This window comes from Microbacterium sp. ABR10 (assembly GCF_057812175.1).
In genome coordinates this window covers 1,469,686-1,485,222 of record NZ_CM173821.1, presented here as the reverse complement: position 1 = coordinate 1,485,222, position 15,537 = coordinate 1,469,686, and the positions used below count along the sequence as shown (strand labels likewise).

The window sequence follows — 15,537 nt, the reverse complement described above, 5'->3', positions numbered from 1 at the left end:
GGCGCGAGGTCGTTCAGCGCAACAGCATGGCCCTCCCGGGTTCGCGGAGCACCCCGGCCACGTCGGTGAGGAAGCGCGCCGCCTCGGCGCCGTCCACCAACCGGTGGTCGAACGAGAGGCTGAGGGTGAGGACGTCGCGGAGGGCGATCTCGCCGTGGTGCTCCCACGGCGTGCGGCGCACGGCGCCGACGGCGAGGATCCCGGCCTCGCCCGGGTTCAGGATGGGGGTCCCGGCATCCACTCCGAAGACCCCGACGTTGGTGATCGAGAACGTCCCTCCGGTCATCGCGGCGGGTGCGGTGCGGCCGGCGCGGGCGGTGGCGGCGAGCTCGGCGATCGCGTCGGCGAGCTCCACGAGCGGGAGTCGGTCGGCATCCGGGATCACGGGCACGACGAGACCGCGGTCGGTCGCGGCGGCGATGCCCAAGGTCACGTAGTGGTGCTCGACGATCTCGCCGGCCTCCTCGTCCCAGCGGGCGTTGAGAGCGGGCGTGCGACCGAGCGCGAGGCACACCGCCTTCGCGACGATCGCGAGCACGCCGATCCGGTGTCCGTCGAGGGCCCGATCGTGCTTCAAGGATGCCAGCAGCTCGGTCGTCGCGGTCACGTCCAGCGTGAGGAACGTCGTCGCGTGCGGCGCGGTGAAGGCGCTTCGCACCATCGCGGCCGCCGTGTGCTTGCGCACCCCGCGGATGGGTGTGCGGGTGACGCGGTGTTGGGCCGGGGGGACCGTCGACACGGGTTCGTTCGCGAGGTGCGCGTCGGGCGACGACACCATCGTCACGGGGGCAGGTGCCGAGGGCTGCCGCGACGCGTACTCCTCGACGTACGCGCGCGTCACCGCCTCACCGGGGTGGGCCGCGGCGACGAGCACGAGGTCGATTCCGTGGTCCTTCGCGTACTTGCGCACCGGCGGCGTGGAGCGCGGACGTTCCCGCGGCAGCTCGATCGGGCCGGTGCGCAGCACGTCGTGGGGAGCCGCCTCGCGCACCGCGTGATCACTATCGATGGTCGAGGTCGTCGAACCACGCGCGCGCCGACGCGGGCGGTTTCCCGACGACGGCGCCGCCCCGTACCCGACGAGGTTCGGGGTCGCGCGGGCGGCGATGTCGTCGGCGGCGGTGTCCACCGGCTCCTCGGCGACGGCTTCGACCGCGCTCCCCTGGGCGGCGGCGGCGGCGAGCTGCGCCGAGTCGAGGCGAGAGGCGGGCACCGGGCTCCCGACATCCGCCCCCTCCACCGCGAACGACACGAGAGGCGAGCCGACCGCGACCACGTCACCGGCCGCCGCGTGCAGTCCCTGAACGGTGCCGGCGTAGGGCGAGGGGATCTCGACGATGGCCTTGGCCGTCTCGACCTCGGCGATGGTCTGGTTGAGGGTGACCTCGTCGCCCTCCGATACGAGCCAGTGCACGATCTCGGCCTCGGGCAGCCCTTCGCCGAGGTCGGGGAGCAGGAACTCGGCGATCATCGGACCCCTCCCTCGATCGTTGCGACGGTCGGTGCCGCGGCGCCTCGCTCGAGCACCCGGTCCACCGCGTGCAGGATCCGATCCAGATCCGGCACGTGGTGCTTCTCGAGTTTCGACGGCGGATACGGGATGTCGTGCCCGGTCACCCGAGCGGGCGGTGCCTCCAAATACTCGAAGCACTGCTCGGTGATGCTCGCGACCAGCTCCGCCCCCATTCCCGCCTCGCGCGCGGCTTCGTGGGTGACGACGACCCGTCCGGTCTTGCGGACGGATGCCGCGACGGTGTTCATGTCGAGGGGCGAGAGCGATCGCAGGTCGATGACCTCGAGCGAGAGTCCTTCGTCTTCCGCGGCGACCGCGGCATCCAGGGCCGTTCGCACCTGGGCGCCGTAGGTGACGACGGTGGCGTCGCTCCCCTCGCGGGCGACGCGCGCGAGGTGCATCGGCGGGGCGTCGGCGAGGTCGGTGTCCACATCGACCTCGCCCTTCGCGTGGTAGAGCCGCTTGGGCTCGAAGAAGATGACGGGGTCATCGGATGCCACGGCTTGGCGCAGCATGACGTGCGCGTCCTGCGGATTCGAGGGGGCGACGACGCGCAGTCCCGCCGTGTGCACGAAATACGCCTCGGGCGACTCGGAGTGGTGCTCGGCAGCGCCCACGCCTCCCGCCCACGGGATGCGGATGACGAGCGGCATCCGGATGCGACCGCTGCTGCGGTAATGCAGCTTCGCCACCTGGCACACGATCTGGTCGAACGCGGGGTAGACGAAGCCGTCGAATTGGATCTCGACGACGGGCCGGTAGCCGCGGAGGGCGAGCCCCACGGCCGTGCCGACGATGCCCGCTTCGGCGAGCGGGGTGTCGATGACGCGCTGAGCGCCGAAACGCCGCTGCAGGCCGTCGGTGACGCGGAAGACACCGCCGAGCTTGCCGATGTCTTCGCCCATCACGAGCACGCGATCGTCGTCCTCCATCGCGCGGGCGAGCCCGGCGCCGATCGCTCCACCCAGCGTCAGAGAGGTCATCGCGCGCCCTCTTGATCGAACCCGGCCAGGTAGGCGACGTACTCCGCCTTCTGCCTCTCCAGCGGACCGTTCGGCTCCGCGTAGACGTGGTCGAACAGGGTCTCCGGCGCGCGCGTGGTGGCGCCGATGCAGGCCGCGCGCACCTCGATGGCGAGAGCGTCGGCGGCGCGGGCGACCTCGGCGAGTCCGGAGTCGTCGAGCACCCCTTCGGCGCAGAGGTACGCCTCGAGCCGCGCGATGGGGTCGCGGCGACTCCAGGCCTCGACCTCGGCGGCGTCGCGGTAACGGGTGGGGTCGTCGCTGGTGGTGTGCGGCCCCATGCGGTAGGTCACCGCCTCGATGAACGAGGGTCCCTCACCGCGGCGGGCGCGGTCGAGAGCCCAGCGCATCGCTGCGACGCAGGCGAGGGCATCGTTACCGTCGACGCGCATGCTCGGGATGCCGAAACCCGGCGCCCGGCCCGCGAGGGTGAAGGTCGACTGCACGGTGACGGGCTCCGAGATCGCCCACTGATTGTTGGTGCACACGAAGACGACGGGGGCTCGGAAGGACGACGCGAAGACCATCGCCTCGTTCACGTCACCCTGGCTGGTGGCTCCGTCCCCGAAGTACGCGACGGCGACATCGGTCGAACCGTCGCGCTGCGCGCCCATCGCCCAGCCGGTCGCATGCAGGGACTGCGCTCCGATGATGATCTGGGGCGGGGCGGCGTTGAACACGGTGTGGTCGTAGGCGGAGTGCTCCTCGCCGCGCCAGGCGAGCACGTAGTCGGCGGGCTGCGCGCCGCGGCCGAGCAGCACGCCGTGTTCGCGGTAGCTGGGGAAGACGAAGTCGCCGGGGGCGAGGGCGTGGGCCGTGCCCACCTGTGTCGCCTCCTGGCCGCGGCACGGCGCCCAGAGTGCGAGCTGCCCCTGACGCTGCAGGGCGACGCCCTCGGCATCCAGGCGGCGGGTGAGGACCATGTCGCGGTGGAGGGCGCGCAGCTCGTGCGGGGAGAGGTCGGCGATCCAGGGGTCGAGCTCGGGGTCGGCGACGCGTGTGCCGTCGGGCTCGAGAACGCGGGCGACGTCGTCCACGTTGCCGATGTGCTCGGGGACTCCGCGGTCGGCGGCTCCGTGATCCGGCGTGGTCTGGGTGTACGTCATCGTCTTCCCTCCAGGTGCGACCGGGGCTCCTCGTGAGAGCCGCGGCGGTCCGGGTGCCGGCAGCGGTGCCGACAGGCGCGACGGTACGCGCGGAATGCAGCCCGCTCAAGACCTCGTCGTCATATTGAGCACAGTGCCCATTGCGCTCGGCCTCGGCACTGCTAATGTTTCGCAGCATGAGCAAGCTCGACGCGGTCGACCTCGACCTCCTCCGCGCTCTGTCCGCTGATCCGCGCGCCACTGTCGTCGCGCTCGCCGAGAAGCTCGGACTCTCGCGCAACACCGTCCAGGCGCGCATGAGCCGCCTCGAGCGCGGGGGCGTGTTCCTGTCTTTCGAGCGCACGTTGTCGGCCGAGGCGCTCGGGTTCCCCATCGAGGCGTTCCTGCAGGTGACGGTGCGCCAGGCCGAGCTGCCGACGATCCGCGAACACCTCGCGAAGGTGCCCGAGGTGCTGCAGGCGCACGGCCTGAGCGGCCAGGTCGACCTGCTCGTCCGGGTCGCCTGCCGCGACACGCAGCACCTGTTCGACACCGACGCGCGGATCCTCGCGATCGAGGGCGTCGAGCGCACCGAGACGTCGCTCGTGATGGGCGAGGTGATCGGCTACCGCGTCGGTCCGCTGATGGAGCTCGCCCGCGACGACGTCTAGCGAGCACCCGTCTTTTACGGGGCCGGTACCACCGCGATGCTCGCGGTCTCGGTCTTCTGCTCCGCCGGGCTCCCGGCATCCATCTTCACCAGGACGACTCCGACGAGGACCAGCGCCCCGCCCACGAACTGGATCGGCGCGGGAGCCTCCCCGAGCAGCAGCCAGGCGAAGCCCAGGGCGAAGAGCACCTCGCTGAGGCCCACGAACGACGCCAGCCGCGAGCCGATGAGCGGCACCGCGATCACCCCGAGCGCGTAGCCGAGGGTGGTCGCCACCGCACCCACCCACAGCAGGGGCAGGATGCCGGGAACCTCGAACCCCGCGAGCGACACCGTGATCGAGGGGGCGGCGAAGGGCAGGATGCCGCTGCCCACGAGCAGCGCCATGACCAGCGTCCCGGTGAGCAGACCGCCGGCGGCGAGGGCGAGCGGCGGCAGGTCGTCGCCGGCGCGTCCGGCGATGACGAAGTAGGCGGCCGCGCACACCGCGGCGCAGAGGGCGAAGACGGTGCCCAGCAGGTCGAAGCGTGCACCGCTGATGTCGACGACGAGCACCAGCCCGGCCATGGCGACGACCGAGCCGACCAGCACAGCTTTCGAGGGGGCGCGGCGCGTGCGAACCCACACGGCGAGCACGAGCAGCACCGGCGCGATGTACTGGATCAGCAGGGCCACGGCCACCGGCATCCGCTGCATAGCCGCGAAGTAGAACAGTTGGCATCCGGCTACGGCGGTCAGGCCGAACGCGAGGATCAGCAGGCCGTGGCGGCGCAGGAACCCCGGCTGCCGACGGATGGCCAGAACCAGCGCGGGCGAAAGCAGCAGGGCGGCGACGCCCATGCGCACGAGCAGGACGGTGCCGAGCGACCAGCCGCCGTCGAGCAGCGGCTTGACGAACGGCCCGCTGGACGAGAACGCCAGCGCCGAGGAGACGGCGATGAGCAGTCCGGTGACGGCTCCGGAGCCGTGGCGGGTGGCGCGAGGGAGGGTGAGGGACGACGTGGTCATGCGAAGCCTGCTGTCAGGAGTGAAGAGCGTTTACACTCGTGACAGTACGGCCCCCACCTGTCAGGAGTCAACATGGTCTTCATTCGTGACACCGAACTGGTGCTGCGCGCCGCCGTCGAACTGGTGAACACGCTGCCGCAGACCGATGCGAGCGGGGTCGACACGCTGGCCGAGGTCGCCGATCTCGAGGCGTTCACCGAACGGCACGGCTACACCGGCTCCCGCACCCGCGACGCGCGCGAGCTCGCCGCCGTGCGCGGCATCCGCCCCCGTCTGCTGGAGCTGTGGAGCGCCGATCGCGACGGCGCCGTACCGCTGGTCAACGCCATGCTCGCCGACGGGCGAGCGCTCCCCCAGCTCGTGCGGCACGACGGTATCGACTGGCACATCCACGCGAGCGATCCCGCCGATCCGCTGGCGACACGCATCCTGGTCGAGTCAGCGCTGGCGTTCGTCGACGTCATCCGCGCCGACGAGTACGCCCGGGTGCGCGTCTGCGACGCCGATGATTGCCACGGCGTCTACGTCGACTTCTCGAAGAACGGCTCGAAGCGATACTGCGACGGCGGCAACTGCGGCAACCGCATGAACGTCAACGCGTACCGGAAGCGCAAGGCGGAAGCGCCGGCCTGACGCTCGGACTGGCGGATGCGTCGACGCGCGGGACGCGCGAGCGCTCCGGTGCACCCCCCTCAGCGCACGAACCCTCTATTGGCGGATCCTGCGACCTTTGGGGGCCCCGGTGCACCCCATCTCAGCCCACGAACCCCCGGATCGCGGATGCCGCGACCTCCGGCGTCTCGTAGTGGATCAGATGCCCCACCCCGGGGATCTCGACCAGCTCGGCGTCGGCGAAGAGGGTGGCCAGGTGACGCTCCGCCTCGATGGGGGTGATGTCGTCTTTCTCGGCGGCGATGAGCAGCGTCGGCTGCGTGATGCGCGGCGCGAACTCCCGCACGTCGTGCGACGCGCTCGTCACGAACGCCTCATGCAACACGTCGCGGTCGGCGAAGCGGGAGAAGTACTCGTCGTGCTGTTCGTGCACGAAGCGGCGCAGGTCGGGGTCGCGGGTCTTGGCCATCGCGTTACTCATCACCCGGACGATGAGAGCGTTCCGCAGCAGCGCTTCGCCGAGCGGCCGCGGCAGCTTCGCTCCGGCCAGGTAGTAGAACACCGCGAGTCGGGTCAGGATGCCGCGCGGCCCCTCGAGAGCCGGCGCGCCGATGGGGTTCACCAGGATCAGCTTCGGCGTCGACAACCCGCCGGCCACGGCCGCCGCCGACACGATCGATCCGAAGGAGTGGCCGAGCACGACGGCACCCGGACACACCGCCTCCACGAACGAGCGCAGCCACTCGGCGTACGTGTCGAGGTCGTGCGCACGGCCCGCGAGGGGCAACGTCTCGCCGAAGCCCGGCAGGTCGGGCGAGATGACCCGGATGCCACGGAGATGCGCGACGACCGGGTCGAGTCCGTGATGCTCGCCGCGGAATCCGTGCACCGCGACGATCGTCGTCTCGACATCGTCGTCGCCGTACACCCAGTAGGCGGTGGTCCCCCCGAGCACCGGGATCTCGCGACGCTCGACGGGGATCGCGGCGAGGAGGTCGGCGTACGGGTTCGGCATGGGGTCGAGTCTAGAAGGGGCCTCCGACATGGGCCTGTGCGCGCGCCCGGGTGCCCCTCGGCAGCCCCTCACAGCACTGCGGTGCCCGGCCCGGCCGCCCGCACCCGGCGGGGGCCGGACGCAGCGTTCCCGCGCTCCGACCGTGCCGTGAGGCATCGACCCCTCCTCCCCCGTGCTCCGCCCTCCCGGCATCCGTCCACGGTCTGCGCGCCTGGACGGCGATGTCGGACCCTCGTTCTACGGTGACCCCATGACCACGTGGCAGGCCGAGCCGCTCCCCCTCTTCCAGACGCCCGAGTGGGCGCGCCTCATCGGCGTGTTCGATCTCGAGACCACCGGGATCGACGTCCGGAACGACCGGATCGTCACCGCGCACGTCGGCGTCCTCGATGCCGACGGCAACGTCGTCGATGCGCGCGACTGGCTGGCCGACCCCGGCGTCGTGATCCCCGACGGCGCTGCCGCGATCCACGGCATCACGACCGAGCGGGCACGGGCCGAGGGTGCCTCCGCGCCGCGCGTGGTCGCCGAGGTCGTCGACGCCCTCGAGGCCCTGTTCGCCGCGGGCATCCCGGTCGTGGCCTACAACGCGCCGTTCGACTTCTCGCTGCTGAAGAACGAGGCCCTGCGTCACGGCGTTGCCCCGATCGCCGCGCCCTCGCCGGTCATCGACCCTCTCGTCGTCGACAAGACGTTCGACCGCTACCGGCGGGGCAAGCGCACGCTGTCCGTCGTCGCCGAGCACTACGCCGTTCCCCTCGAATCGGCTCACGAGGCCTGCGCCGACGCCGTCGCGGCGGGCCGTCTCGCCCTGGCGCTGGCCGAGAGATTCGGCCCCTGGCTGCCCCCCACCCTCGACGAACTCCATACCCGCCAGATCGCCTGGGCCCGCGCGCAGGCTGCGAGCCTCACGGAGTACTTCGTCGAGATCGGCCGGCTGGATGCCACGGCTCCCGCGATCGACGGGGCGTGGCCGATCCGCTGACGTCGACCCGTCGGTGCCCCGCGCGCCGGCATCCCTCCTCTCTGCATCCTCTGTGACAGATCCCGTCCTCGTCCGACACCCTCACGAAACGTGAGGCGCCTACGGTGGCGACAACCGCCTCGGCGCCGACCTCCCGAGCGACGCTGCCGGATCTCCTGAACGGACGACAGAACACATGCGCCACGAACCGACAGCGACGCTCCCGCGCGGTCTCGCACTCCGCCGCTCTCTCCTCGCCGTCGGCGCGGCCCTGCTCGCGGCGGGACTCGTCTCCTCCGCCGTGACACCCGCGCAGGCCGACGACGCCGTCGACGGCGCGCGCACGGCGGGAGACGCGATGTTCCCGAACGTCGGCAACGGCGGCTACGACGCCCTCGACTACGACATCGACCTCGCGTGGACCCCGGATGCCGTGCAGACCGGCCAGGTCATGGCGGGCAGCCTCGTCGCGACCTCGACGATGACGGCCCGCGCCGCAACTCCCCTGCGGAGCCTCTCGCTCGACTTCGAGGGGCTCGTGGTCGACGCCGTCACCGTGAACGGATCCCCCGCCGCGTGGCAGCGCGACGTCGACGCGGGAGCCATCCGACACAAGCTCGTCGTCACGCCGGCCACTCCCGTCAACGGGGAGTTCTCGGTGTCGGTCGCCTACCACGGCGTCCCCGTGGCGCACGTCGACGCGGACGGGTCGTACGAGGGGTGGAACGCCACCACCGACGGTGCGACGATGCTCGGTCAACCCATCGGCAACATGACCGGTTTCCCTCACAACAACACCCCGGCAGACAAGGCGACGTACTCGATCTCCCTCGACGTGCCCACGACCCTCGCCGACGTGACAGGGGCGGGAGCGGCCCCGGCGGCCGCGGTCAGCAACGGCGGGCTCCTCTCCCGGACCCCGTCGAGCGACGGCACCCGCACGACCTGGCAGTGGCAGCAGACGAAGCAGATGGCATCCGAACTGGTCATCATCTCGATCGGACGCTATGACGTCATCGAGTCGACGGTCGCCCTCCGCGACGGACGGACCATCCCTGCCTGGTCTTTCGCGGACTCCGCCCTCCCCGCCGCGAACAAGGCGACCGTGACCGCGGCGGTCGACCAACTCGGACCGGTCATCCGCAACCTCGAGACGATCTACGGCCCCTATCCCGGTCAGAGCGCCGGTGTCGTGGTCGACAGCGTCCCCCGCGGCATCAACTACGCCCTCGAGACGCAGGATCGGTCGTTCTTCCCCTCCTCGATCGATTTCAGCACCCTCGTCCACGAGCTCGCGCACCAGTGGTACGGCAACAACGTCTCCCCCACGACGTGGACCGACATCTGGATCGCGGAGGGCATGGCCACATGGGCCGAGACGTTCTCCGACGGCAGCGACGGGTTCGGCCAGGGCACAGCGACGCGCGAGGTGTGGTTCGACTCGTGGAACGGCACACCGGCGTCGGACGAACGCTGGGGTATCGCCCCCGGGGCGCAGACCGACTCGGCCAGCCTCTACGACTTCCAGACGTACACCCGCTCGGCGCAGTTCTGGGCGGCCCTCCGGGTCGCGATCGGCGATGACGCGTTCTTCTCGGTCGTGAAGCAGTGGCAGACGGACTTCGCGGGCACGAGCAGGACCGGCGCCGACCTGCTGGCCCTCTCCGAGAACGTCTCGGGTCGCGACCTGAAGGCGTTCTACCAGGACTGGATCCTGGATGCCGACAAGCCGGCGTGGCCCGACCAGTTCGAGCTGTCCCTGGCCACCGTCGCGACGGCGCCTCTCGAGCGCGGAGCCTCGCTGAGCTACACCCTCAGCGCCGAGAACACCGGACTCGTTCCGCTCGCCTCCTCGACCGCGTCGCTCGATCTCTCGGGCGTCCTGAATCGCGCCTCGATCGATGCCGCGACGCTGCCCGCCGGAACGAGCCTGACCGGCGACGAGCTGGTGTGGACCATCCCCGCGACCGACCCGGGTCTGACCGCCACGGCGTCGTTCGAGGTCGAGGTCGACGACGACGCCTCGGGCGGCACGCTGACCGCGCAAGCCACCGCGAGCCTCGGGGGCACGTGCGCCTCGTGCGCGAGCAGGCTCGCCGTACAGCAGTACGCGGTGGATGCGGAGGCTCCCGTGATCACCGGCGACACCGCGGCAGGCTCCACGCTCTCGGCGACGACCCCCGGGTGGACCGCGGGCACGGAGTTCACGTACTCCTGGGCGATCGATGGGACCTCGGTTCCGGATGCCACGGCCTCGACCTTCGTGATCCCGCCCGCCGCCGAGGGGCGCACGGTGACGGCCACCGTGACCGGATCGCGTGCGGGGTACCTCGACCAGACGCGCACGAGTGCCCCCGTCGGGCCGGTCGTCGCGGCGGCTCCCCTCCCGGGCGCTCCCTCGCCGACTGCGTCGGCGGCGGCGCCCGTCCCCGCCGGCGGGCAGCTCGGCATGACCGGAACGGAGGCGCCGATCGCGGCGATCCTGTGGGCGACCGGGGCGCTGGTTGCGGGTGCCGCTCTATCGGTGGTGACGCTGCGACGCCGCCGGGTCGCGCGCGGACCCGACACGTTCTGATTCGCAGGTGACGAAACGCCCCCGCCTCCTCGATTTCTGGGGCGGGGGCGTTTCGTCGCCGGGGGGCGTGCGTGACGAGACGCCCCGCCTCCCGGACCCGATGTCGGAGGTCCCCCATACCGTTCAGCCATGACCCGAACCGCACGCCCCGCAGACCGGCCGACGCCGGTGTTCCGGGCGTGCGGTGGAGTGCCCTGGCCGACGCAGGACGAGCTCGATCCGGATGTCGAGTGGGCAGCGCTTCGCGAGAGCGGCGACGTCGAGTGGTGGACCGGTATCCAGCCTCAACCCGCAGATGTGGACGAGATGTTCGAGATCGAGAGCCTGCTCGATCGGCACGACGGCACGGGGCACTGGGCACCCGACCTCGACGCGCGACTCGGGCATCTCGAGTCCGTCGTCAGCGAGCGCCAGCGGGCCACGGCCGAGGAATACCGGCTGATCCTCTCGATCCTCGACGACGCCGCAGTCGATCCCGCACCCTGGGTCGGACCCGACCCCACTCTCGACCCCGCCTGGCACGACGCCCGCGGCCGCACGCCCCGAGCCGTCCAGCGCGACCGCGTCGACCTGGCGGAACGGGCCGCCGTTGCGGAGATCGCCGTGCGGCTGCATCTGTCGGAGCAGACCGTGCGTACGCGCGCCGCGCACGCACGCACACTCGTCGGCGGCTGCCCGCAGCTCTGGTCAGCGTTCAGCCACGGTCGCATCTCCGAGAAGCATGCCGTCGACGCAGCGCGCCTGGCGGCGACCCTCCCCGCGGGCGATACGGCTGCCTTCCTCCGCTTCGACGACGGAGCGTGCACCCAGGCGCTCATCCTTCCGCCCGCGAAGTTCGCCGTCGCCGCGCGGGCGATTCGCGAGCGTGTTCACGCCGAGTCACTCGAGTCGCGGCACCGTCGCGTCGCAGGCGACCGTGGAGTGTGGCTGACGCCGGAACTGGACGGCATGGCCACGATTCACGCGCTCCTGCCGGCCGATCGCGCGAAAGCGGTCATGTCCCGGCTCGATCAGGCGGCGCGTCACCTCCGCGCGTGCGCCGACGAGGATCGCACGCTGGTGCAGCTGCGGGCGGACGCCTTCGCCGACCTCCTCACGATGACGAGCGACGACGGGCCGGTTTCGGCCGGGGGTCGCAACACAGTCAACGAAGCACCGGCCGCTGAAGCGCCGACCCCGAATGCAACCTCGACTCCGCGAACCTTCCGCGGCGCTCCCCCGGCGGCCGTCGTCGTCACGATCCCGGCCCTGACGCTCCTCGGCCACGACGTCGAGCCGGCGACCCTCGAGGGCTACGGACCGATCGACCTCGACACCGCCAAGCGGCTCGCGGGCAACGCGACGTCATGGATCCGGCTCCTCACGCACCCCGTCACCGGCGCCCCGCTCGCGCTCGACCGCAAGACCTATCGCGTACCGGTCGCCCTTCGTCGCTGGCTCGGCGTCACCTCGCCCACCTGCGTCTTTCCCGGTTGCGGCCGCGCCGCACGAGACTGTGACATCGATCACCGAACCGCGTGGGCCGACGGCGGCACCACCGACGAGGACAACCTCGACCCGAAGTGCCGACATCACCACCGACTCCGTCACGAAACACGATGGACCCCCGCTCGCGATCCCGGCTCGGGCGCCCTGAGCTGGTTCTCGCCGCTCGGCGGTCGGTACGACACCGATCCGCCCCCGTTCTGACGCCGCTCGCACACGTCTCGCTTCGTCGCACGCCTCTTGTCTGACGTCTCACGCGCCGGACTGTTGCCCTGTATGTGGCGCGCCGGGAGGCTCCGGCCGCGGCTCAGTCGAGTCCGCGGTTCCGCACGACTCCCCCGTCTCTGCCTCCCTTTCGCGCTGTTCCTCCCCCGCTTCCGTTCACCCTTCGTCGAGTGACCGCACCAAACGGGCCGGAGCCGTCGCGCGATACGAGGCGTCGATCAACTCAGCCGCTTCGTCGGGGTCGACCGCGTCGAGCTCGACGCCGATCCATCCCTTCGGGCCGAGGTAGGCGGGGATGAAGCACCGCGGGTCCTCGCGGTACGCGGGAGCGTCGTTCGGGTCAAGCTTGACCAGCACGGCATGATCGTGAGCCACCCACGACCCGTCTATGCGCTCGCTTCCGCCGAAGAAGCAGAACGAACGTCGGACGAAGAAATTCGGCCGACCGTGACTGATCCGTTCGGAAGCCTCGGGGTACGCAAGACATACCGCACGGACCCAGGTCAGGGCCTCATCGTGTTCGTCGAACATGCGCGGGTGCTCCACACGCTCATGCTGTCACCGGCAGCGACATCGAACCAGACCCGTCAGCGAGCCGAGCCGTCAACGCACGCAGCGGGTCGGGTCGCGCGGGACTCGCAGAGAAACGTCACTGCGGTCCTTCGATGCTCCGTCGGTTCCTGAAGACGCTCTTGCTGCGAGACCGCCCCACCCCGACACTCCTCGCGAGGAAACGAAGAAACCCCCCGTCCCGAAGGACGAGGGGCTCTCGAAGCGGAATCGCTGAGGATCAACGACCGCCGAAGTTCTTGAAGCGCTGGTTGAACTTCTCGACACGACCGGCCGAGTCCATGATGCGCTGCTTGCCCGTGTAGAACGGGTGCGAAGCCGACGAGATTTCCACGTCGATGACGGGGTACTCCACGCCGTCGAGCTCGATCGTCTTGTCGCTGGAGACGGTCGAACGGGTGAGGAACGTGTCGCCCGAGCCGAGGTCGCGGAACACGACGGCCTTGTACGTGGGGTGGGTGTCAGTCTTCATGGGAGGTCCTTTGAGAAGTGGTGTCCTGGATTCTGCCAGGACGTCAAAGTCTGCGGCGCCGGAGGCACCAACAGGAGAGTCTACCAGGCCGGGGTCCGAGCGACGGCCAGCCGGGCATCGAACCACGATGCCGACACCCCGACGTGTGGCACTCGGGCCCGCCGCACATCAGCCGAGACCAGACCCCTGAACCGGACTCCCCGCCTCACACCGCCCGCGCGGCGTAACGCCCACCCTCGTGGGTGAGCGCGATCTCCAGGCCGAAAGTCGCCGTCAGGTTCTCTGCGGTCAGGGCCTCACCGAGGGGACCGGATGCCACGACCTCGCCGTCACGCAGCAGCAGCACGTGCGTGAACCCGACGGGGATCTCCTCGACGTGGTGGGTGACCATGACCATCGCGGGCGTCGTCGGCGCCTGGGCGTACCCGGACAGCAGACCTAGCAGCTCCTCGCGCGCGCCGAGATCGAGGCTCGCCGTGGGCTCGTCGAGCAACAGCAGCTCGGGGTCGGTCATGACGGCGCGAGCGATCTGCACGCGCTTCTGCTCGCCATCGCTGAGCGTGCCGAACGTGCGATCGGCGAGGTGGTCGAGCTTCCACTCGGCGAGCACCCGCAGCGCGCGTCGCTCATCGATGTCGTCGTAATCTTCACGCCAACGCCCGACGACCGAGAAGGCCGCGGTCAGGACGACGTCGAGAACCGTCTCCTCCGGCGGCACGCGACGGGCCATCGCCGACGAGGCGAACCCGATCCGCGGACGCAGTTCGAACACGTCGGTTCGTCCGAGCCGCTCGCCGAGGATCGTCACCGCACCGGACGTGGGGTGCAGCAGGGTGTCGGCGAGCTGCAGGACGGTGGTCTTGCCGGCGCCGTTCGGTCCGAGGACGACCCAGCGTTCGTCGTCCGCTACCGTCCAGTCGAGGTGGGACACGATGTCCCGACCGTTGCGGCGGACGACGACATCGGAGAACTCCAGCACCTGCGGCATGCGGCTAGCCTAGCCGCGCGCGACCCCCGCCCCGGTGAGACGCGGCGGCTGGTGACGGCCGATCGAGCCCCATCCGCCCTCGGCGCGCGGAGCTCCGAGTGGCACCCGGCTACTTCCCCGCGACCTCCGCGTACAGCGCCGCGGTGGTCTCGGCGATCGCCGCCCAGCTGAAGTCGTCGATGGCCCGCTGACGACCCGCCTGCCCGTAAGCGCGGGCCGTGTCGGCATCCGTCACGACCTCGGTGAGCACGGAAGCAAGGTCGGCGACGAAGCGCTCGGGATCCACGGGCGTTCCCGTACCGTCCTGCACCTGCTCGATGGGCACGAGTCGGCCGGTGACGCCGTCGACGACGACCTCGGGGATGCCACCGGTCGCGGTCCCCACGACCGCCGCACCGCACGCCATGGCCTCGAGGTTCACGATGCCCAGCGGCTCGTACACCGACGGGCACACGAACGTGGTCGCAGAGGTCAGGATCGCGCACAGCTCGTCGCGCGGCAGCAACCGGTCGATCCAGACGACGCCGTCACGCGTCGCCTGCAGCCCGCGCACGAGCTCCTGCACCTCGGCCATGATCTGGGGGGTGTCGGGGGCACCCGCGCACAGGATCAGCTGCACGTCCTCCGGGAGGCGCTCGGCGGCGCGCAGCAGGTACGGCAGACCCTTCTGCCGCGTGATGCGCCCGACGAAGACGACCGAGGGACGCGACGGATCGATGCCGACCGACGCGAGGAAGTCGTCATCCGACACCGGATGCCACGACTCGGTGTCGATGCCGTTGTAGATGACGCGCACCTTGGCGGGATCCAGCGACGGGTAGCTGCGCAGGATGTCGTCGCGCATGCCCGAGCTCACCGCGACGACGGCGGCGGCGCCCTCGTAGGCGGTCTTCTCGATGTAGCTCGACACCGCGTACCCGCCGCCGAGCTGCTCGGCCTTCCAGGGCCGCAGCGGTTCGAGGCTGTGGGCGGTGACGACGTGCGGGATACCGTGGAGAAGGGATGCCAAGTGGCCGGCGAAGTTCGCGTACCAGGTGTGCGAGTGCACCACGTCGGCGCCCGCGACGTCGGAGACGATCTCGAGGTCGGTGCCGAGGGTCTGGATCGCGCCGTTCGCTGAGGCCAGCTCGGCCGGCACGCCGTAGGCGGTCGTGTCGGCTTCGTCGCGCGGAGCGCCGAAGGCGCGAACCTGCACCTCGGCGCCCTCGGAACGCAACGCCTTCACCAGTTCCGTGGCGTGGACCCCGGCTCCCCCGTAGATCTCCGGCGGGTACTCCTTGGTCACGATGTCGACGCGCATGAGACGAACCGTAGTACAGCGCGCGGCGCGCCG

The 15,537-nt window shown here is 70.7% G+C and carries 14 protein-coding genes; 5 read left to right on the top strand and 9 right to left on the bottom strand.

Going from position 1 to position 15,537, the window contains the following annotated elements; genetic code table 11:
- Positions 1-13: 13 nt before the first annotated feature.
- From ACXKZF_RS06805 to pdhA, 3 genes are read right to left on the bottom strand one after another with little or no spacing between them, the layout of a single operon-like run.
- Complete coding sequence (locus tag ACXKZF_RS06805) at positions 14-1,471, bottom strand: dihydrolipoamide acetyltransferase family protein (RefSeq protein WP_488985774.1); 1,458 nt, start codon at positions 1,469-1,471, stop codon at positions 14-16.
- Entirely contained in the window at positions 1,468-2,496 is a 1,029-nt protein-coding gene (locus ACXKZF_RS06800; protein ID WP_488985773.1) for an alpha-ketoacid dehydrogenase subunit beta, read from the bottom strand. The genes ACXKZF_RS06805 and ACXKZF_RS06800 overlap by 4 nt, the downstream gene beginning before the upstream one ends.
- Positions 2,493-3,641, bottom strand: a complete 1,149-nt coding sequence (pdhA, locus tag ACXKZF_RS06795; RefSeq protein WP_488985772.1) for a pyruvate dehydrogenase (acetyl-transferring) E1 component subunit alpha — start codon at positions 3,639-3,641, stop codon at positions 2,493-2,495. Before pdhA ends, ACXKZF_RS06800 begins: the two co-directional genes overlap by 4 nt.
- A gap of 176 nt (positions 3,642-3,817) precedes the next feature.
- On the opposite strand from pdhA, the gene ACXKZF_RS06790 reads away from it, so the two are divergent.
- Positions 3,818-4,291: an Lrp/AsnC family transcriptional regulator gene (locus ACXKZF_RS06790; RefSeq protein WP_055955062.1), complete on the top strand. Its 474-nt coding sequence runs from the start codon at positions 3,818-3,820 to the stop codon at positions 4,289-4,291.
- Positions 4,292-4,305: 14 nt separating this feature from the next.
- Here ACXKZF_RS06790 and ACXKZF_RS06785 read toward each other — a convergent pair whose 3' ends face one another.
- Positions 4,306-5,298, bottom strand: coding sequence for an EamA family transporter (locus tag ACXKZF_RS06785; RefSeq protein WP_488985771.1), 993 nt, complete (start codon positions 5,296-5,298; stop codon positions 4,306-4,308).
- 72 nt (positions 5,299-5,370) lie between these two features.
- On the opposite strand from ACXKZF_RS06785, the gene ACXKZF_RS06780 reads away from it, so the two are divergent.
- The gene (locus ACXKZF_RS06780) at positions 5,371-5,931 is read left to right on the top strand and encodes a CGNR zinc finger domain-containing protein (protein ID WP_055955069.1); all 561 of its coding nucleotides are present in this window, start codon (positions 5,371-5,373) and stop codon (positions 5,929-5,931) included.
- A gap of 121 nt (positions 5,932-6,052) precedes the next feature.
- On the opposite strand, the gene ACXKZF_RS06775 is transcribed toward ACXKZF_RS06780, so the two are convergent.
- Entirely contained in the window at positions 6,053-6,925 is an 873-nt protein-coding gene (locus ACXKZF_RS06775; RefSeq protein WP_488985770.1) for an alpha/beta fold hydrolase, read from the bottom strand.
- A gap of 250 nt (positions 6,926-7,175) precedes the next feature.
- Between ACXKZF_RS06775 and ACXKZF_RS06770 the strand changes: the two genes are divergently transcribed.
- From ACXKZF_RS06770 to ACXKZF_RS06760, 3 genes are all read left to right on the top strand, one after another.
- Positions 7,176-7,910, top strand: a complete 735-nt coding sequence (locus ACXKZF_RS06770; protein ID WP_488985769.1) for an exonuclease domain-containing protein — start codon at positions 7,176-7,178, stop codon at positions 7,908-7,910.
- Positions 7,911-8,085: 175 nt separating this feature from the next.
- Positions 8,086-10,464 (top strand): M1 family metallopeptidase, encoded by a 2,379-nt coding sequence (locus ACXKZF_RS06765; protein ID WP_488985768.1) that lies wholly within the window; start codon positions 8,086-8,088, stop codon positions 10,462-10,464.
- Between the two features lie 129 nt (positions 10,465-10,593).
- Positions 10,594-12,153: an HNH endonuclease signature motif containing protein gene (locus tag ACXKZF_RS06760; protein WP_488985767.1), complete on the top strand. Its 1,560-nt coding sequence runs from the start codon at positions 10,594-10,596 to the stop codon at positions 12,151-12,153.
- A gap of 177 nt (positions 12,154-12,330) precedes the next feature.
- Here the strand turns inward: ACXKZF_RS06760 and ACXKZF_RS06755 are convergent, their stop codons facing one another.
- The 4 genes from ACXKZF_RS06755 to glgA all read right to left on the bottom strand — a co-directional run bounded on the left by ACXKZF_RS06755 (position 12,331) and on the right by glgA (position 15,504).
- Positions 12,331-12,705 (bottom strand): MmcQ/YjbR family DNA-binding protein, encoded by a 375-nt coding sequence (locus tag ACXKZF_RS06755; RefSeq protein ID WP_243223123.1) that lies wholly within the window; start codon positions 12,703-12,705, stop codon positions 12,331-12,333.
- 259 nt (positions 12,706-12,964) lie between these two features.
- Positions 12,965-13,216, bottom strand: coding sequence for a type B 50S ribosomal protein L31 (locus ACXKZF_RS06750; RefSeq protein ID WP_055955082.1), 252 nt, complete (start codon positions 13,214-13,216; stop codon positions 12,965-12,967).
- 205 nt (positions 13,217-13,421) lie between these two features.
- The gene (locus ACXKZF_RS06745; protein ID WP_488985766.1) at positions 13,422-14,204 is read right to left on the bottom strand and encodes an ABC transporter ATP-binding protein; all 783 of its coding nucleotides are present in this window, start codon (positions 14,202-14,204) and stop codon (positions 13,422-13,424) included.
- Positions 14,205-14,313: 109 nt separating this feature from the next.
- Positions 14,314-15,504, bottom strand: coding sequence for a glycogen synthase (gene glgA / locus ACXKZF_RS06740; RefSeq protein ID WP_488985765.1), 1,191 nt, complete (start codon positions 15,502-15,504; stop codon positions 14,314-14,316).
- Positions 15,505-15,537 lie beyond the last annotated feature (33 nt).